19 protein-coding genes are annotated in these 16,617 nt (G+C 70.3%); 10 read left to right on the top strand and 9 right to left on the bottom strand.

The genetic code is table 11. From position 1 onward, the window contains the following. Positions 1 to 46: 46 nt before the first annotated feature. Positions 47 to 877, bottom strand: coding sequence for a helix-turn-helix transcriptional regulator (locus HNR73_RS30770; protein WP_239121942.1), 831 nt, complete (start codon positions 875 to 877; stop codon positions 47 to 49). Between the two features lie 71 nt (positions 878 to 948). Here HNR73_RS30770 and HNR73_RS30765 point away from each other — a divergent pair, with 71 nt between their 5' ends. The 4 genes from HNR73_RS30765 (at position 949) to HNR73_RS30750 (ending at position 5,331) form a co-directional block, all read left to right on the top strand. Next, a complete protein-coding gene (locus tag HNR73_RS30765; protein ID WP_184791192.1) occupies positions 949 to 1,737 on the top strand; it encodes a hypothetical protein in 789 nt (262 codons plus the stop codon). A gap of 311 nt (positions 1,738 to 2,048) precedes the next feature. After that, the gene (locus tag HNR73_RS30760) at positions 2,049 to 2,483 is read left to right on the top strand and encodes a chaplin family protein (protein WP_184791191.1); all 435 of its coding nucleotides are present in this window, start codon (positions 2,049 to 2,051) and stop codon (positions 2,481 to 2,483) included. Positions 2,484 to 2,623: 140 nt separating this feature from the next. Then, positions 2,624 to 4,168 (top strand): acyl-CoA carboxylase subunit beta, encoded by a 1,545-nt coding sequence (locus HNR73_RS30755; RefSeq protein WP_184791190.1) that lies wholly within the window; start codon positions 2,624 to 2,626, stop codon positions 4,166 to 4,168. Between the two features lie 14 nt (positions 4,169 to 4,182). After that, a complete protein-coding gene (locus HNR73_RS30750; protein WP_184791189.1) occupies positions 4,183 to 5,331 on the top strand; it encodes an acyl-CoA dehydrogenase family protein in 1,149 nt (382 codons plus the stop codon). Positions 5,332 to 5,486: 155 nt separating this feature from the next. On the opposite strand, the gene HNR73_RS30745 is transcribed toward HNR73_RS30750, so the two are convergent. The 3 genes from HNR73_RS30745 to HNR73_RS30735 form a co-directional block, all read right to left on the bottom strand. Beyond that, a complete protein-coding gene (locus HNR73_RS30745; RefSeq protein WP_184791188.1) occupies positions 5,487 to 6,068 on the bottom strand; it encodes a HEAT repeat domain-containing protein in 582 nt (193 codons plus the stop codon). 94 nt (positions 6,069 to 6,162) lie between these two features. After that, positions 6,163 to 6,573, bottom strand: a complete 411-nt coding sequence (locus HNR73_RS30740) for a VOC family protein (RefSeq protein ID WP_184791187.1) — start codon at positions 6,571 to 6,573, stop codon at positions 6,163 to 6,165. 60 nt (positions 6,574 to 6,633) lie between these two features. Then, entirely contained in the window at positions 6,634 to 7,029 is a 396-nt protein-coding gene (locus HNR73_RS30735; RefSeq protein WP_184791186.1) for a helix-turn-helix domain-containing protein, read from the bottom strand. A gap of 109 nt (positions 7,030 to 7,138) precedes the next feature. Here HNR73_RS30735 and HNR73_RS30730 point away from each other — a divergent pair, with 109 nt between their 5' ends. Together HNR73_RS30730 and HNR73_RS30725 are read left to right on the top strand one after the other, a co-directional pair. Then, the gene (locus tag HNR73_RS30730; protein ID WP_184791185.1) at positions 7,139 to 8,206 is read left to right on the top strand and encodes a serine hydrolase domain-containing protein; all 1,068 of its coding nucleotides are present in this window, start codon (positions 7,139 to 7,141) and stop codon (positions 8,204 to 8,206) included. A gap of 140 nt (positions 8,207 to 8,346) precedes the next feature. Then, positions 8,347 to 8,895, top strand: a complete 549-nt coding sequence (locus tag HNR73_RS30725; protein ID WP_184791184.1) for a TetR/AcrR family transcriptional regulator — start codon at positions 8,347 to 8,349, stop codon at positions 8,893 to 8,895. Positions 8,896 to 9,124: 229 nt separating this feature from the next. On the opposite strand, the gene HNR73_RS30720 is transcribed toward HNR73_RS30725, so the two are convergent. Further along, positions 9,125 to 9,940, bottom strand: a complete 816-nt coding sequence (locus HNR73_RS30720; RefSeq protein WP_184791183.1) for a helix-turn-helix transcriptional regulator — start codon at positions 9,938 to 9,940, stop codon at positions 9,125 to 9,127. 87 nt (positions 9,941 to 10,027) lie between these two features. Between HNR73_RS30720 and HNR73_RS30715 the strand changes: the two genes are divergently transcribed. Beyond that, positions 10,028 to 10,735, top strand: a complete 708-nt coding sequence (locus tag HNR73_RS30715; protein WP_184791182.1) for an SDR family oxidoreductase — start codon at positions 10,028 to 10,030, stop codon at positions 10,733 to 10,735. Between the two features lie 396 nt (positions 10,736 to 11,131). Here HNR73_RS30715 and HNR73_RS30710 read toward each other — a convergent pair whose 3' ends face one another. Together HNR73_RS30710 and HNR73_RS30705 are read right to left on the bottom strand one after the other, a co-directional pair. Beyond that, a complete protein-coding gene (locus HNR73_RS30710) occupies positions 11,132 to 11,947 on the bottom strand; it encodes a rhomboid family intramembrane serine protease (protein WP_184791181.1) in 816 nt (271 codons plus the stop codon). A 293-nt stretch (positions 11,948 to 12,240) separates the two neighbouring features. Continuing rightward, complete coding sequence (locus HNR73_RS30705; protein WP_184791180.1) at positions 12,241 to 12,765, bottom strand: peptidylprolyl isomerase; 525 nt, start codon at positions 12,763 to 12,765, stop codon at positions 12,241 to 12,243. Between the two features lie 119 nt (positions 12,766 to 12,884). Between HNR73_RS30705 and HNR73_RS30700 the strand changes: the two genes are divergently transcribed. Then, positions 12,885 to 13,415, top strand: coding sequence for a YtxH domain-containing protein (locus tag HNR73_RS30700; RefSeq protein WP_184791179.1), 531 nt, complete (start codon positions 12,885 to 12,887; stop codon positions 13,413 to 13,415). Positions 13,416 to 13,566: 151 nt separating this feature from the next. Continuing rightward, positions 13,567 to 13,953: a YciI family protein gene (locus HNR73_RS30695; RefSeq protein WP_184791178.1), complete on the top strand. Its 387-nt coding sequence runs from the start codon at positions 13,567 to 13,569 to the stop codon at positions 13,951 to 13,953. Between the two features lie 100 nt (positions 13,954 to 14,053). Here HNR73_RS30695 and HNR73_RS30690 read toward each other — a convergent pair whose 3' ends face one another. Next, the gene (locus HNR73_RS30690) at positions 14,054 to 14,836 is read right to left on the bottom strand and encodes an alpha/beta fold hydrolase (protein WP_184791177.1); all 783 of its coding nucleotides are present in this window, start codon (positions 14,834 to 14,836) and stop codon (positions 14,054 to 14,056) included. 147 nt (positions 14,837 to 14,983) lie between these two features. Between HNR73_RS30690 and HNR73_RS30685 the strand changes: the two genes are divergently transcribed. After that, the gene (locus HNR73_RS30685; protein ID WP_184791301.1) at positions 14,984 to 15,817 is read left to right on the top strand and encodes a helix-turn-helix transcriptional regulator; all 834 of its coding nucleotides are present in this window, start codon (positions 14,984 to 14,986) and stop codon (positions 15,815 to 15,817) included. Here the strand turns inward: HNR73_RS30685 and HNR73_RS30680 are convergent. After that, positions 15,747 to 16,580 (bottom strand): potassium channel family protein, encoded by an 834-nt coding sequence (locus tag HNR73_RS30680; RefSeq protein WP_184791176.1) that lies wholly within the window; start codon positions 16,578 to 16,580, stop codon positions 15,747 to 15,749. The two genes, HNR73_RS30685 and HNR73_RS30680, sit on opposite strands and share 71 nt — an antisense overlap. Positions 16,581 to 16,617: the final 37 nt, after the last annotated feature.

The following is a 16,617-nucleotide window of genomic DNA, read 5'->3' as shown; positions in this document are numbered from 1 at the left end:
GCGACGGTGGGCGCCACCGAAACTGACGCCCTTTATCCGGGGTCCGTCACCACCCGGCTAAGGCCGCCGCGCCCGCCATCAGCGTCTCCAGCTTCTCGGCGGTCCCGCTCTCCGGCTTCGGGTTGTGCAGCACGAGCCGCTCGCCCGGCCGGCCCGGCAGGGGCAGCGGCACGTTCTCGAAGACGAGGTCGCCGACGGCAGGGTGCATGACCGCCTTGAGGCCCGGACCGGGTTCGAGGACGTCGTGGCGCGCCCAGACCTCGGCGAAATCCTCGCTGATGGTGGCGAGGTCGGCGGCGATCTCGGCGAAGTGCCCGTCGCCGGGGTGGTGCGCCGACTCCGCGCGGAACATCGCGGCCATGTCCACCGACACGTCCCGCCAGTGCTGGATCGCGGCCTGGTAGCGGACGTTGGTGAAGAAGCTGACCAGGCAGTTGTGGTCGGTCTCACCGAAGCCGAAGACGATCTCGGCGGCCTTGTTGAGGGCGAGGAAGTTCCAATAGCGGTCGATGACGTACGCCGGCCGCGGCAGCCAGCCGTCGAGGATCCGGCGCAGCTCGTCGGGCACGGGCCGCGCGGGACCTGCCGTCGGCAGCGGCTCCGACAGGCCCGAGAGCAGATGCAGGTGCCGGCGCTCGGCCTCGTCGAGGCGCAGCGCCCGGGCGATCGCGTCGAGGACCTGCGCCGACGCCGTGATGTCGCGCCCCTGCTCCAGCCACGTGTACCAGGACACGCCGACTCCCGCGAGGACCGCGACCTCTTCCCGTCGCAGCCCAGGCGTCCGCCGTCGCGTCCCCGGCGGCATGCCGACGTCGGCGGGCGTGAGACGGGCGCGGCGGGTGCGCAGGAAGTCGCGCAGATCTTCGCGGGTGGTCACCCCTTCACGTTAACCAGTGGGGATCGGCCGAACCTGTGACCCGGACCACCGCGGTCGGCCAGGATGGGGCCATGAGCATCGAGACCGAGTGGAACCCCGCCCCCGACGCCGATCTCGCCCTCGCCGCCGAGGTGTACGCCGGGGCCGGGCACCCCGAGCCGGAGAAGATCGAGCAGCCGGGGCAGCCCGACCCGATCGGCACGGCCTCCGCCCGCCGGGACGGCGAGCTCCTGGCCTGGGCCACCGTCTACCCCGCCGAGGACGGGGCCTGGGTGGAGACTCTCCTCGCGTCCCGGCTGACGCGGCAGCTCCAGGCCGAGGCCTACGACGACCTGCCTCCGGACGACGACGAGGTCGCCGCCTACGAGGCCATCTTCCGCACGGCCGCCGACAAGGCCCGTGAAGGCGGCTTCGGCACGCTCCGGTGGGCCGGGCAGGACACGGGGCCCGCGGGCGCCGCCGCGCGGGCGCTGGGGGCGCGGACGGTCGAGGAGATCGGCCGGATCTGGCGCGCGGAGACCGCGACCTGGACGCGGCCCTTCGTCGTCCCGCAGGTCGAGGCGCGGCCGATGCCCGACGGCGGCGTCGAGGCCGGGCCCGCGCGCATCCACCTCGATCTGGGTGGCACGCGCGCCTACGTCAACGCCGGTGAGGCCATCGAGGACGGCGGCCTGGGCGCCGAGACCCTGTCGGGACTGATCGCCGCGCTGATCGAGTACCTGCGCGATGAGTACCCGCGGATCTCGGCCCTGACGGTCTTCGAGTTCGAGGACGGCGACGACGCCGTGATCCGCCGCGCGCTGGAACTGGCCGGGCTGGACGTCGACGCGCGGGCACAGAATTTCGAGCTGCCGTTGTGACGGGCCGTGACCGTCATAAAACAGCGTCTGTCGATATCTGACCGCCTTTCACCTCGTCGTTCCTTCTCATCTTCGGTCCGATTCATTGGTGCACGTCTATGTGCACGGGAAAAACGCATCACCGGAAAGCGCAGAGAAGATGAGGAACTTAGCTGAAATCCGTTTCCTCGCCCCGTGTCCGCTCGTTTCCCCATACGGTGGCACCACGTGAGGCATTCCTCACGGGCACATTGGTGGTGCGAAAGTCCTGGCCACCCAGGCAGGCAAGACGACGACGAAGTGACGATTCAACCGAAAGGCAGGAAGTCTCCATGAACTCAAGCCTCGCGCGCAACGGCGTACGAGTCGGCATGATCGCCGCCGGTCTGGTTCTTCTCGCGGGTGGTACCGCGCAGGCCGGTGGAAACGCGACTACCGGTGGAAACTACGGTGCCGGAAACGGCAACCAGGTCATCACCGGAATCCAGGCGCCGATCAGCCTCTGCGGGAACTCGATCGCCATTCTCGGTGTCGCCAACTCCGGCTGCAAGGGCAACTCCACGGCGACCACGAAGCCGAGCCACGCGGGCAACGGCCACGGTCACGGTCACAACCTCACCACGGGTGACAACTACGGTCTGCTGAACGGCAACCAGGTCGACACCGACGTGCAGGTCCCGGTCACCGTGTGCGGGAACTCGATCGCCATCCTCGGCCTGGCCAACGCCGGCTGCCACGGCGACGCCACCGCGAACAACGGCCGCTAGGCCGCCGCTCCATACGCTCGACGACGGGAGCGACCGCGAGGTCGCTCCCGTCTTTGCGTGCCGACCGCCTGTGCAAGCCCCCACGATCCCGGATACCCTAACGTTCGTTAAGGGACGTCCGGCGCAGCGAGGCGGCAGGTATGAACCACGAGCACAACCTCGACGAGCTCTCCAAGCAGATCCGGTCCGGTGGGGCCGAGAAGTACCACGCGGCCAACCGCGCGAAGGGCAAACTGTTCGCCCGCGAGCGCATCGCGCTGCTGGTCGACGAGGGTTCCTTCGTCGAGGACGGGCTGTTCGCCAACGCCCTGTCGACGGGTCCCGGCGGTGAACCGAACCTGCCCGCCGACGGCGTGGTCACCGGAACGGCCACTGTGGACGGTCGGCGGGTGTGCGTCGCCGCCAACGACTCGACGGTGAAGGCCGGGTCGTGGGGCGCGCGGACGGTCGAGAAACTGATCCGGATCACCGAGCGCGCCTACGAGACGCAGGTGCCGATGGTCTACCTCGTCGACTCGGCGGGCGCGCGGATCACCGACCAGGTCGAGCTGTTCCCGGGCCGCCGTGGCGCGGGCAAGATCTTCTACAACCAGGTTCGCGCGTCGGGTTCCATCCCGCAGGTGTGCGCGCTGTTCGGGCCGAGCGCGGCCGGCGGCGCCTACATCCCGGCCTTCTGCGACGTCGTCGCGATGGTCGAGGGCAACGCCTCGATGTACCTCGGCTCGGACCGCATGGTGGAGATGGTCACCGGGGAGAAGACGACCCTGGAGGCCATGGGCGGTGCCAAGATGCACACGACCGAGTCGGGCGTCGGGCACTTCCTGTGCAAGACCGAGGCCGACGCGCTCCAGGTCGTCCGCGAGTACCTCTCCTACCTGCCGTCCAACCACAGTGGACAACCGCCGGTCGTCGAGGCCCGCGAGCCGGAGGCGGCCGACCTGGCGACGGTGGTCCCGCCGAACGAGCGGCAGGCCTTCGACATCCGCAAGCTGGTCAAGGGAATCGTCGACGAGGGCAGCTTCTTCGAGATCCAGGCGCGCTGGGCCAAGGAGCTCACCACCGGGTTCGCGCGGCTCAACGGGCAGCCGGTCGGGATCGTGGCGAACAACTCGCTGTTCAAGGGCGGCGTGCTGTTCGTCGACTCCGCCGACAAGGCCGCGCGTTTCGTGCAGTTGTGCGACGCGTTCAACGTGCCGTTGCTGTTCCTCGCCGACGTGCCCGGCTTCATGGTCGGCACGGCCGTGGAGAAGCAGGGCATCATCCGCCACGGTGCCAAGATGATCAGCGCGATCTCCGAGGCGACGGTGCCGAAGATGTGCGTCGTGGTCCGCAAGGCCTACGGCGCTGGGCTGTACGCCATGGCCGGGCCCGGTTTCGCGCCCGACGCGACGATCGCGCTGCCGACGGCGAAGATCGCCGTCATGGGCGCCGACGCCGCCGTGAACGCCGTGTACGCCAAGAAGATCGCCGCGATCGAGGACGCCGACGAGCGCGCGCGGTTCGTCGCCGAGCAGCGCGCCGCCTACGAGGAAGACATCGACATCACCCATCTGGCCGCCGAGCTGGTCGTCGACACGATCATCGACCCGGAACGGCTGCGCGACGAGCTGATCGCCCGTTACGCCGCCGCCGCGACCAAGGACCGCACCTTCTCGCGCCGTCGCCACGGCATCACCCCTGTCTAAGAAGGAGTACGGCCATGCACTTTGGACTGTCCGAAGAGTATTCCGCGCTGCGGGAGACCGTACGGGCCTTCGCCACCGACAAGGTCGCGCCGGTCATCGGCGAGTTCTACGAGCAGCGGAGGTTCCCCTACGAGCTGGTGCGCCAGATGGGGCAGATGGGCCTGTTCGGGTTGCCGTTCGACGAGAAGTACGGCGGCATGGGCGGCGACTACTTCGCGCTGTGCCTCGCCCTCGAAGAGCTGGCGCGCGTCGACTCGTCGGTCGCGATCACGCTTGAGGCGGCCGTGTCGCTGGGGGCGATGCCGATCTACCGCTTCGGTACCGAGGAGCAGAAGGAGAAGTGGCTGCCGAGGCTGTGCCGCGGTGAGGCCCTCGCGGCCTTCGGGCTGACCGAGCCCGGTGGCGGCTCGGACGCCGGCGCCACCCGCACGAAGGCCGTCGTGGACGGTGACGAGTGGGTCATCAACGGCTCGAAGTGCTTCATCACCAACGCCGGCACCGACATCACCGACTTCGTCACGGTCACCGCGGTCACCGGAACGACCGACAAGGGCGGCCCGGAGATCTCCTCGATCATCGTGCCGCGCGGGACGCCGGGCTTCACCGTCGCCGACGAGTACTCGAAGGTCGGCTGGCTCGCCTCGGACACCCGCGAGCTGTTCTTCGACGACGTGCGTGTCCCACTGTCCAATCTGGTCGGTGAGCGCGGGCGCGGGTACGCGCAGTTCCTGCGGATCCTCGACGAGGGGCGCATCGCGATCGCCGCGCTGTCGGTCGGTCTGGCGCAGGGCTGCGTCGACGAGTCGATCAAGTACGCCCACCAGCGTGAGGCCTTCGGCCGCCCGATCGGTGACAACCAGGCGATCCAGTTCATGATCGCCGACATGGAGACCCGGGCGCACACCTCGCGGCTGGCCTACTACGACGCCGCCGCGCGGATGCTGGCCGGTGAGCCCTTCAAGCGGCAGGCCGCGATCGCGAAACTGCACGCCTCGGAGGGCGCGGTCGACAACGCCCGCGCGGCCACGCAGATCCACGGCGGCTACGGGTTCATGAACGAGTACCCGGTGGCGCGCATGTGGCGCGACTCGAAGATCCTGGAGATCGGCGAGGGTACGAGCGAGGTCCAGCGGATGATCATCGCGCGGGATCTGGGGTTCTAGACGCAACGGAAGCGGCCCCGCACTTCAAGGTGCGGGGCCGCTTCGTCGCCGGTGCAAGGCGGTGGGTTCGATCCTGGACGAGCACCGCTTTCGGGTCGCCTCGCGCTACGCCGCATCACCGGGACCGCCCAAGCGCTCCGGCCACAGTGGACCGTCTACGCCGCCTCGCCCAGCCGGTCCAGGACCGTCGTGGCCGCGCGGGCGATGCCCAGGTCGTGGTCGGCGGCGGCGTAGACGAGCGCGTCGCCGTACTCGGGCCAGTCGGCGTAGGCCATCGCCCACACGGCGGCCTTGCGCACGCGTGGATCGGGATCCGTTGCCGCGTGGGTGATCCGGACGACGACACTGTCGACGGCCGTCAGCGGCGATCCCACGCCGAGGCGCATCACCGCGCGGGCACGGCCTGAGGCGTAGCGCGCGGCCGAGACCTCGTACATCAGGTCGTCGAGGGACCACACGTCGACGACCTCGGCGAAGCGGTCGAGAACGTCCTCGCGTGCGTCGGACGTCCCACCGCGCGCCACGACGAAGCGCTCGTCGGCGAACTCGTCCTCGACGTAGTGGACGGTGACGCCGTCGCGGGCTTCCCAGGCCAGTTCGGTGTAGGTGCGGCGTACCGGGTCCCGGTCGAGCATGCCCAGTGAGTCGAAGCCCAGTTCCTCGGCGCTGCGCTGGAGTTCGATGACACCGGTGTGGGTTTTGAGCACCAGCCGGCGGCTCGCCGGTCCTGCGGTCACTTCGCGTTCCTTCCTTTACCTGGCAAGGGTTCCCGCGAAGGCTATCGTCACGATCGAACGCCGCCCGGGCGCCGTGGCGCCCGGGCGATCACGGCTACTTCCTCAGCTGCGTGAAGCGGATGCTGTTGCCGAACGGATCCCGCAGGCCACAGTCGATGCCGTAGGGCTGCTCGGTGGGCTCGTCGGTGAACTCGACGCCCTTCTCCTTGAGCGTCTCGTAGGTCTTGCGGCAGTCGTCGGTGGTGAAGATGAGGCTGCCGCCCATGGCGCCCTTGGTGATCAGCGAGCGGACCTGCTCGGCGGTCTCCTCCGACATCCGCGGCGGGCCGGGCGTCTCCAGCAGGATCTGGCGGTCGGTGTCGCCGGGGATGCCGACGGTGAGCCAGCGCATGAAGCCCATGTCGACGTCGGCGGTGACTTCGAGGCCGAGCTTGCCGACGTAGAAGTCGAGGGCCTCTTGCTGGTCGAGGACGAAGATCTGCGAGTGCGTGATGTTGTTGAACATGCTGACGACGTTACCGAGACCGGGCCCGCGAAACTTATCCAAAACCGCTGTCTTCGCCGGTCAGGCGCTCGGCCGTCCCCAGGCCTTGGTGAAGCAGGTCGGGACGTAGACGGTCGGTGGGATGTGGTTGCGGTAGGCGCGCGGGGAGCGGCCGACGATCGCGGTGAAGGTGCGGCTGAAGGTGCCGAGACTGGCGAAGCCGACCTCGAAGCAGATGTCGGTGACGCTCTTCTCGGTCTGCCGCAACAGGAACATCGCCCGCTCGACCCGGCGGCGCTGGAGGTAGCGGTGCGGGGTCTCGCCGAAGGTCGCGCGGAAGGTCCGGTTGAAATGCGCCTCCGACACGTGCGCGATGCGCGCGAGCGCGGGGACGTCGAGAGCTTCGGCGTAGGCACGGTCCATCGCGTCGCGTGCGCGCAGCATGCGGCGGTTGACGTCCTCCTCGGTGCGGCTCACCCCCCGACCTTAGGGGATTCCTCCGGGCTTCCCCTACTCCCGCGGTCCGATGCGACCGGTCCCGTCGGCGGCGACCATTTCCTTGACACCGCACCGAAGGGGTACACGCATGGGCGTCGCACGCAGGGCACTGCTCGGCGGGATCGCCGGAGCCACCACGCTTCTGGCGACCGGGAAGGACGCGAAGGCGGCACCGCCGGTGCTCGACCGGGACCTCGCCGCCGTCGTCGCGGCGGGCGCGGTCTCCGCGCTGGCCGAGACGCGCTCGGGCGCCGCCGCGCGACGTGCCGCGGCGGGCACGGTCACCATCGACGGGCACCGTCCCGCGCCCGCGCACGGACGCTTCCGCGCCGGGAGCGTCATCAAGCCCTTCGTGGCCGTCGTCGTCCTGCAACTCGCCGACGAGGGACGGCTCCGCCTCGACGACACCGTCGAGAAGTGGCTGCCCGGCCTGGTCCCCGGCGGCCGCGACATCACCGTCGAGCACCTGCTGCGCCACACCGGCGGCCTCGCCGACTACACCGCCGTCGTCCTCCCGGACACCGAGACCTTCCTGCGTAACAGGTTCCGGACCTACACGCCCCGCGAACTGGTCGTCCTCGGCGTCACGCGGCCGCCGACGTTCCCGCCCGGTGAAGGTCAGGCCTACTCCAACACCGGCTACATCCTCCTCGGCATGATCATCGAGCGTGCCGCCCGGCGTGGCCACGCCCGTGAGATCGAGCGCCGGATCCTGCGCCCCCTCGGGCTGCGCGACACCTTCCTTCCGGGGACGGCGACCCGGGTGCCCGGCCCGCACGCGCACGTCTACGCGCTCGCCGCCGACGGCACGCCCGTCGACGTCACCGAGATGAACCCGACGATGCAGGGCGCCGCCGGCGAACTCATCTCGACTACCGCCGACCTCAACACCTTCATGGGGGCGCTGGTCGCCGGACGGCTCGTGGACACGACGCGGATGTTCGACGCGCGGGGAACCGGCTACGGGCTGGGCATCGAGATCGCCGACCTGCCCTACGGGCGCGTGATCGGGCACGGCGGCGGCGGGCCGGGATTCCAGGGCGTGACCTTCAGCAGCGTCGACGGACGGCGGCAGGTCTCGGCCTACGCGAGCACCGGCGGCCGTGACGTCTCGGGCGCGCTCTACCTGCTCATGGACCGGGCGCTGGCCGCCTGACACGGGCCGGGGAGTCGGCCGACGGGCAGGCCTAGTGGCACGTGCGTGTGCTGCGTCCGGACGTTCTCAAACGCGTGTATGGAACGGTCGTCACAGTCGCTCGTCACGAACAAGCGTTCACCATGCGCTAGCCTCGACCGATGGGAACCCGAGATGATCTTCTCGTCGCGGCCAAGAAATGCCTGGCCGAACGCGGCTACGCCAAGACGACCGTGCGCCACATCGTGGCCGTCTCCGGGACGAACCTCGCGGCGATCAACTACCACTTCCGCACCCGCGAGGCCCTCCTCCACCAGGCGATGGTCGAGTCGGTCGCCGACGCCGTCGACGAGATCGTGCGCAGCATCGCCGTCGGCGACGACCTCGAACCGCGCCTGGACTTCCTGTGGTCGAGGCTGACGGGATCCTTCGTCACCGAACGCGAGCTCTGGGCCGCCAACATCGAGGCGCTCGCCGCCGCCCTGCACTCACCCGAACTGCGCGCCCGCATCGCCGAAGACCAACAGATCGCCAGGACGGAACTCGGCGGCGCACTCGGTACGGGCCTCGACGCCGAGGACAGGGCGTCGCTCGGAGCCGTCGTGATGACGATGCTGTCGGGACTGCTCGTGCAATGGATGATCGACCCGGACGGCGCGCCGACACCCGAACGGATCAGCGCGGGCCTGCGCGCACTCGCGTCGGGCTGACCCCGCCGACGACCTCGCGGTCGTCGCCCGTCACCAAGTGCGCTCGGACCCACCGCTGGAGATCGGCCCCGACGGCGCTCGCGTCGCCCACGGCCGCCGGGACGAGTACGGGCGTCAGCTCACGCGACAAGGTGAGTCGACGTTCACCTTGGGGGAGCGCCGGGCCTCGGCCCTGAGTGACCGCACCGCGACTTGACCCGAACCCTCGCGACGCTGAGCCGTGTCGCCGTCAGCCCACGTCGGCCAGCCGCGCCAACGCCGCGGCCGAAGGTGATCCCGGCTCGGCCTGGTAGACCACGAGCCGCCGTCCGCCTTCGGGCAGCGTCAGGGTCTCCGAAGTGAGCGACAGTTCCCCGGCCCCCGGGTGGTGGAAGACCTTCGCCCTCCCCGTCCACTTGCGCACGTCGTAACGCGCCCAGAGCGCGGTGAACTCGGGCGAGGCCGCCGTGAGCTCGCCGACCAGTTCGGCGAGGTCGGCGGCGCCGGGGTCGGTGGTGGCGACGGAGCGTAGGTGCGCGACGTTGTCGGCGCAGGAGGCCGCCCAGTCGCCGAGACGTTCGCGGGCGGCCGGGTCGAGGAACACGTACCGGATGGTGTTCATCCGCGCGGGAGCCCCGGCCAGCCCGGGCAGGAGCGCGAGGCCTTCGGCGTTGGCGGCGAGCACGTCGCTGACGCGGCTGAGCAGGTATGCGGGCGCGGGCCGCACGGCCTCGACCAGCCGCCGCTGCGCCGGCGTCACCTCCGGCGCGGGCACCGGCTCCACCGCCGTACCCGACGCGCGTGCCACGAGCGCGTCGAGGTGCGCGCGTTCGTCGGCGTTCAGGAGCAGGGCCGCCTGGAGCGCGCGGACGACCTGGCCGCTCGGCCGCGACTCGCGGCCTTGTTCGAGGCGGGTGTAGTAGTCGACGCTCACGCCCGCCTTCGCGGCGAGCTCCTCGCGGCGGAGGCCGGGGGTGCGGCGGCGGTCGCCGTCGGGGAGGCCGAGGTCGGCGGGCGTCACGCGTGCCCGCCTCGCGCGCAGGAAGACGCCGAGCTCGTTGTCCACGGGCCAAGGGTGCCACGAGGGTGGGTGTGGCGCACCCGGGTGAGGTTCGCCCTGAACGCGCGGCCGTGTTCGCCGCAGGATCGAGCCATGACCACCACATTGATCATCGGCGGCGGATCGGGCATGGGCCGGGCCCTCGCGGCGGCCCTCCTCACGCGAGGCGAGTCCGTCGTCATCGCCGGCCGCGACGCCGACCGGCTCAAGCGGGCCGCCGTCGCCCTCCCCGACGGTGACCTGCGCGCCCACACCGTCGACCTCGCCGACGAGGAGACGATCGTCGAGCTCTACGACCACGCCGGCCCCGTCGACCACGTCGTGACCACGGCCGTCGACGTCCGCGACGCCTACCTGCCCGTCGCCGCGCTCGACCCCGCACGCGTCCACGCCGCCTTCGACGCGAAGGTCGTCGGGCCGCTGCTCTTGGCGAAGTACGCGCAGGGCCGTGTCGCCGAGTCGCTGACGATCACGGCGGGCTTCAACGCCCACCGCCCCGCCCCCGGCGGCGCGGTGATCGCCGCGGCCAACGGCGCCGTCGAGGCGCTCGTCCGTGCCCTGGCCGTCGAACTCGCGCCGATCCGCGTGAACGCCGTCGCGCCGGGCTGGGTCGACACCGACCTGTGGGACCGCCTCGCCGGCGACGAACGCGACACCCGCCTCGCCGCCATGGCCGCCCGACTCCCCGTAGGCCGCGTCGGCCGCGCCGAAGACCTGGCCGACGCGTTCATCGCGGTCTCACGCAACGGCTTCACGACGGGCTCGGTCGTGCACATCGACGGCGGCCAGCGCCTCGTGTGAGGAGGCGCCAGACGAGGGGTTCGGTCGACGGGCATTGTGGCCGGGCCCCAGCATGCCGTAGGGGAAACGCCTGGCGGGCCTGCGGCGGCGAGCGCATCAAGCGGGTCGCGTGAGCACGTCACGGCGAGTCCGGCGAGCAACCTGCCCCCGCGAGCAGCTCGCATCACCCCGCGCGAGGCCACGTTGGGCCGGATGTTTCACGTGAAACGGACGGCCCGGCCGCCCGACCTTCCCGTTTCACGTGAAACCCCCCGTCAAGCTCGCGCAGAGAGGCGTGCGCCGACCTCCACCCGACGAACACCGAAGGGGCACGCCGACCCTCGCCGGCGCGCCCCTTCGAACGAATGTTTCACGTGAAACGGCGCGCGCTTCCCGCCCGCGCCGGCCACCCCCCACCTAATACAGCGAGCTGTCCAGCAAGGTCTGCGTCCTCATCACCGTCAGCACGGCGAGCACGATCAGCACCACCGCGAACGTCCCCCACTGCACGAGGGCCCGCTGTTTCCGGGGCGCGTAGGCGAGTCCGAGCGCGAGCAGCGCGCCGGTGACGAGCCCGCCGATGTGCCCGGCGATGCTGATCGACTTCACCCAGAACGTCGCCATCACGTTGATGACGAGCAGCACCACGATCGAGGTCGTCTCGCGGCCGAGTTTGCGGTTGATGAAGAACACGGCCACGAAGAGGCCGAAGATCGAGGTCGACGCGCCGGCCGACAGTTGCAGCGGCTCGCTGAACATGTACACCGCGACGTTCCCGCCGATGCCCGCGACCAGGTACAACGCCGCGAACCGCAGGTGCCCGAGGGTGCGTTCCAGGTATCGGCCCAGCACGTACAGCGCCCACATGTTCAAGGCGATGTGCAGCAGCCCGAAGTGCACGAAGTCGGCGGTGATGAGCCGGTAGTAGGCGCCGTCGGCGATGCCCGTGTACAGCGTCCCGCCCGACTCGGCGCTCACGCCGAGCACGGCGCCGTAGAGCTGCGCGGGACTGAACCCGCCGCCCCCACCGATACCGAAGCCGCCGAGCGAGGTGCCCTTGGACAGCACGGCGTCGAGGAGGAACACCGCGACGTTGATCGCGATCAGGGCGAAGGTGACGTACTCGGTCTTCGCGACGGTCCCGCCGCCGAAGCGTCCGGTCGCCTGCCGCGTCGTGCGGCGGCCCTCGGAGACGCACTCGGGGCACTGGAAGCCGACCGAGGCCTCGTTCATGCAGTTCGGGCAGATCGGGCGATTGCACCTTGAGCAGCGGACATAGGTCTCACGCTGCGGGTGCCGGTAGCACGTGAGCGAACCGATCTGGCCTGCGTCCAATGGGTTTGCGCGGTGGGCCGATCGGCGCCGGTGCCGCGCTCCCTCCCCTCACGTCTCGCCGGTGTGAAAGCAACAGCACGAAGGATACGCGGCGCGGCTGAGGCGACGCTGAACTCGACCGTGCCGTCGCGCGCCGACACGGCGACGGCCCGGAGCGCACGCTCCGGGCCGTCGGTCGACTGGTCGTTTCGCTACTTCTTGATCGTCACGCTCTGGATGACGACTTCCTTGACCGGACGGTCGCCGGGGCTGGTCGGGTTGGCGTTGATCGCGTCGACGACGGCCTCGGAGGCGGCGTCGGCGACCTCACCGAAGATGGTGTGCTTCCCGTTGAGCCAGTTCGGGGCGGTCGTGGTGATGAAGAACTGGGAACCGTTGGTGCCCTGCCCCATCTGGATGCCCGCGTTGGCCATGGCCAGCTGGTACTTCTTGGTGAACTGCAGCTCGGGGTGGATCTCGTCGTTGAAGGTGTAGCCCGGGCCGCCCCGCCCGGTGCCCGTCGGGTCGCCGCCCTGGATCATGAAGTCCTTGATGACCCGGTGGAAGATGACCCCGTCGTAGTACGGGCCCGAGCCCTTGTCGCCCGTCTTCGGGTCGGTGTACTCCTGGGTGCCTTCGGCGAGTCCGACGAAGTTACGCACCGTCTTGGGCGCGTGGTTGTCGAACAGGTTGAGGTTGATGTCGCCGAAGTTGGTGTGCAGCGTTGCGGTGGTCATGCGACCCATCCTGCCATGGGCTTGATCGGGCCCGCCGAATCGGGCAACAGCCGAACGCAAAAGGTGCATGATGAGCGGGGTAGCCGGGTAAGCAACTGGCGAAGAGGAGGTGGACAGCGGTGCCTTTCGGTAAAACTGCTAAGAACCGTACACAGGTTGTACGCAACGAGCTCGGCCAGAGTTTTGGCCACTTCAGAACGGCCGCGACGCACGCCGCGCAAGGAGCGGCGGAGCGCATCGGTCCTCGGGTGGACAGCGCGATGGTCACGATCGGGCTTCGCAAGCCCCCGAAACGTCGCCGGTGGCCGTGGATCGCCGGTGCCATCGGCGTGACGGCCGTCGCCGGGGTCGCGGTAATGAGCCTGGTGAAGCGCCGTCGAGGCCAATGGGAGGACTACACGGCCGCGGAGGCGGCCGAGGACCTTCGAGAGGCCGGCGGTGATGCCGCCGACAAGGTCAAGGGCGTCGCCGGTGATGCCGGTGACAAGGCCAAGGACCTGGCCGGCAAGGCTCAGGACAAGGCCGCCGACCTGGCCGGCAGCGCCCGTGACAAGGCGGGGCAGCTGGCCGACAAGGCCAGCGACTTCGCCGGACGCGCCGGCGACAAGATCCGTTCGGGTGCACCGAGCGGCCTCAACACGACGCGGTGACCGGCTACCAGATCCGTGCGCGCGCCCCCGGCTCGAAGCCGGGGGCGCGTTTTTTGCGCCATCATGTCGAAACGGCCCGGCCGGTTCCGACCAGGCTGTAGACGAGGCGCTCAAGGAAGGCGCCCGACGACCGCGAGGAGCGGAACGAGCCATGAAGTACATGCTCATCATGCAGGCGACGGCGCAGGACGTGACCGCGATCCAGGGCTGGCCGAAAGAGGCCATTCACGCTCACATCGACTTCATGCGCGACCTCAACGAGAACTACTTCCGTCCCGGCGAGTTCCTGGACGCGCAGGGCCTGGCCGGGCCCGAGACGGTTCGGGTCGTCCGCGCCGACGCCGACGGCGAGCCGATCGTCACCGACGGGCCCTTCCCGGAGACGAAGGAGTTCCTCGCCGGGTGGTGGCTGCTGGAGTCCGAGGAGAAGCGCGCCCACGAGATCGCCGCGCACATCTCGGCCGCGCCGGGTCCGGACGGCGAGCCGCTGAACTTCGAGATCCTGCTGCACCCGATCGGTGAGGCGCCGGAGGCGTAGCCGCCGTCGGCCTTCGGGGCGGCTCGAACGGATGTTTCACGTGAAACATCGCCTCGGGCCGCCCCTTCGTGTTCCGTTTCACGTGAAACATCGCACCGGCTCAGGCGTCGAGGTGAGCGACGACGACGTCGACGAACTCCTTCGCGCGCTCGAAGAACATGACGTGCCCCGCGTCGAGTTCGGCGTAAGAGCTCCCGGCGATCGCGGTGTGCAGCGCGCGGCTGTGCTCGACCGGCACCGTCGCGTCGCGCGTCCCGCCGATCACGAGCGTCGGCGCGGTGACGTGCGAGAGGACGTCGCGCACGTCGACACGCGCGTTGAGGTCGACCTGCCGCAGCGTGTTCGGCGTCGGCGGCATGTTGCCCGCGATCCCGGCGAAGCCCTCATCGCCCAGACCGTCGAGGAAACCGCGACTGAAACCGGTCAGCGCGACGAAACGGCCGAAGGCGACCGGGTCGTTCACACCGAGCCGCCGCCACAGGTCGAAGGTCGCCGACAGGTGGACGTCGCCTTCCGTGCGCGTCCAGCCCGCGACCAGCACGAGCCGCCGCACCAGGTCGGGCCGCCGCGCCGCAACCGTCGCCACGACCGGCGAGCCAAGCGAAAAGCCCAGCAGATCCACCGGCCCGCACCCGGCCGCCTCGATCACCGCGACGACCTGCTCGGCGAGCACGTCGAGCGTCAGCGGAGCACCGTCGTCGCTTGTCGCGTCGGAGCCCGACAGGTCCGGTGTGATCACCGTCCTGCCCGCGAACATCGGCACCAGCTGACCCCACGTCAGCGCCGCACCCGCCGACCCCGTGCCGTGCACCAGCATCAGCGCCGGACCCTCACCCGCGATCTCGTACCTGACCTGCGCGTTTCCCACCTCGACCGTGGCCATGATCCCGCCTTCGTTCCCCGCGCCGGAACCTCCGGCGCGGCTCGAACGCTCCCGCCGGAAGGCGCCGACGACAAGAGGAGCGTTTACCCGGGGATCGCCGGTCCCTGGCTACACCGCCCTCACCCGGGCACCATCGACGACGTGACCATGGACCGCGGCCAGCTCGCCGACTTCCTGCGCCGACGCCGCGAAGGACTCGCCCCCGCCGACGTCGGCCTCCCCACCGGGACCCGGCGCCGCACACCCGGCCTCCGCCGCGAGGAGGTCGCCGCCCTCGCCGGCATGTCGGCCGACTACTACGGCCGCCTCGAACAGGGCCGCAGCCCACAGCCGTCCACGCAACTCCTCACCGCGCTCGCCCGTGCCCTCCGGCTCGGCGACGACGAACGTGACCATCTCCATCTCCTCGCCGGACACCGCCCGCCCGCCGGAGCGCCGACCGGCGACCGCGTTCGGCCCGGGCTGCTGTTCCTCCTCGACCGGCTCGCCGACACTCCGGCCCAGATCGTGTCCGATCTCGGCGACGTCCTCGCCCAGAACGCGCTCGCGCGCGACCTGCTCGGCGGGGTGTGCACGGTGTCGGAGCACGGGCGCAACGTCGTGTGGCGGTGGTTCACCGACCCGGCCGCGCGCGAGGCCTACGCGCCCGGCGAGCACGCGCGCCAGGCGCGGTTGCACGTCGCCGACCTGCGTGCCGCCGTCGGGCGCCGCGGTGGGAAGGACGCCGAGGCGGCGAGGCTCGTCGCGAGGCTGCTGGAGGCCAGCGGGGAGTTCGCGCGCCTGTGGGAGCTGCACGAGGTGGGGGTGTTGCGCGGGAACCGGATGCGTGTGCGGCACCCGGCGGTCGGGGAGATCGAGCTCGACTGCGAGGTTCTCGTCTCGCCGGAGGCCGATCAGCGGCTGTTCGTGTTCACGGCTCCCGAGGGGTCGCCGTCGGTGGAGGCGCTGGATCGGCTGCGGACCGTGGCGACGGTGGCTTAGCCGGGTCGTGGTTCGGCGCGCCGGAGGAGCGCAGTTCGGCGATCTCGGCGCGCAGGGCGCGGACCTCGGTGAGGACGTCGGCGATGTCCTCGCGGGTCTCCTTGTCGGACTCCTCGTCCTCGGCGGCGACCTTCTCGACCACCCAGGACGCGAGGGAGCCGGTGACGAACGCGATGAGGCCGATGCCGGTGAGCATGAGCGTGACGGCGACCGCCTTGCCCTCGACGGTGATGGGGAAGTAGTCGCCGTAGCCGACGGTCGTGACCGTGACCAGTGCCCACCAGAGCGCGTCGCCGTAGGTGAGGATCTTCGCGTCGACGGCGCCGCGCTCGGCGTCGAGCACCGCGAGCGCCGAGACGAGGACCATGAGGACGACCGTCCCGCCGACGAAGACGGCGAGCCGCGCGCGGGCCCGCACATGCGCCTGCCGGGTCACGGCCTCGACGAGGACGACGATGACGCGCAGGAGCCGTAGTGGCCGTGCTGGCGGCAGCAGGACGATCGCGAGGTCGATGAGGTTCGCGCGGATGAAGGCCCGCTTGTTCCGCGCGATGACGAGCCGCGCGACATAGTCGGCCGCGAACGCGGCCCACACCCCGATGTCGACGACCACGGCACAGGTCCTGCCCCACTCGGGGATGCCGGGCCACAGGACGGGGATGGCGTAGGCGACGAGGAAGACGACCGCGAGCGTCGTGAGGATCCACCGGGTGCGTTGCTCCCAGTGCGCGAGACGGGGCTCGGGGTGGTCGGGTGGCGCCATGGAATCCAAGGTGACACGCGCTGTCGATGATCGAAAG

This window comes from Phytomonospora endophytica, from assembly GCF_014202425.1.
GTDB lineage: Bacteria > Actinomycetota > Actinomycetes > Mycobacteriales > Micromonosporaceae > Phytomonospora > Phytomonospora endophytica.
The sequence above is the reverse complement of the archived record's forward strand: the minus strand, read 5'-3'. Positions and strand labels throughout refer to the sequence as shown.

What these genes read in the sequence shown, in the direction of transcription:
- HNR73_RS30680 (WP_184791176.1), bottom strand. Translation starts at nt 16,580, where the DNA reads ATGGCGCCACCCGACCACCCCGAGCCCCGTCTCGCGCACTGGGAGCAA.
- HNR73_RS30755 (WP_184791190.1), top strand. Translation starts at nt 2,624, where the DNA reads ATGAACCACGAGCACAACCTCGACGAGCTCTCCAAGCAGATCCGGTCC.
- HNR73_RS30765 (WP_184791192.1), top strand. Translation starts at nt 949, where the DNA reads ATGAGCATCGAGACCGAGTGGAACCCCGCCCCCGACGCCGATCTCGCC.
- HNR73_RS30725 (WP_184791184.1), top strand. Translation starts at nt 8,347, where the DNA reads ATGGGAACCCGAGATGATCTTCTCGTCGCGGCCAAGAAATGCCTGGCC.
- HNR73_RS30715 (WP_184791182.1), top strand. Translation starts at nt 10,028, where the DNA reads ATGACCACCACATTGATCATCGGCGGCGGATCGGGCATGGGCCGGGCC.
- HNR73_RS30690 (WP_184791177.1), bottom strand. Translation starts at nt 14,836, where the DNA reads ATGGCCACGGTCGAGGTGGGAAACGCGCAGGTCAGGTACGAGATCGCG.
- HNR73_RS30695 (WP_184791178.1), top strand. Translation starts at nt 13,567, where the DNA reads ATGAAGTACATGCTCATCATGCAGGCGACGGCGCAGGACGTGACCGCG.
- HNR73_RS30740 (WP_184791187.1), bottom strand. Translation starts at nt 6,573, where the DNA reads ATGTTCAACAACATCACGCACTCGCAGATCTTCGTCCTCGACCAGCAA.
- HNR73_RS30705 (WP_184791180.1), bottom strand. Translation starts at nt 12,765, where the DNA reads ATGACCACCGCAACGCTGCACACCAACTTCGGCGACATCAACCTCAAC.
- HNR73_RS30730 (WP_184791185.1), top strand. Translation starts at nt 7,139, where the DNA reads ATGGGCGTCGCACGCAGGGCACTGCTCGGCGGGATCGCCGGAGCCACC.
- HNR73_RS30760 (WP_184791191.1), top strand. Translation starts at nt 2,049, where the DNA reads ATGAACTCAAGCCTCGCGCGCAACGGCGTACGAGTCGGCATGATCGCC.
- HNR73_RS30710 (WP_184791181.1), bottom strand. Translation starts at nt 11,947, where the DNA reads ATGAACGAGGCCTCGGTCGGCTTCCAGTGCCCCGAGTGCGTCTCCGAG.
- HNR73_RS30750 (WP_184791189.1), top strand. Translation starts at nt 4,183, where the DNA reads ATGCACTTTGGACTGTCCGAAGAGTATTCCGCGCTGCGGGAGACCGTA.
- HNR73_RS30685 (WP_184791301.1), top strand. Translation starts at nt 14,984, where the DNA reads ATGGACCGCGGCCAGCTCGCCGACTTCCTGCGCCGACGCCGCGAAGGA.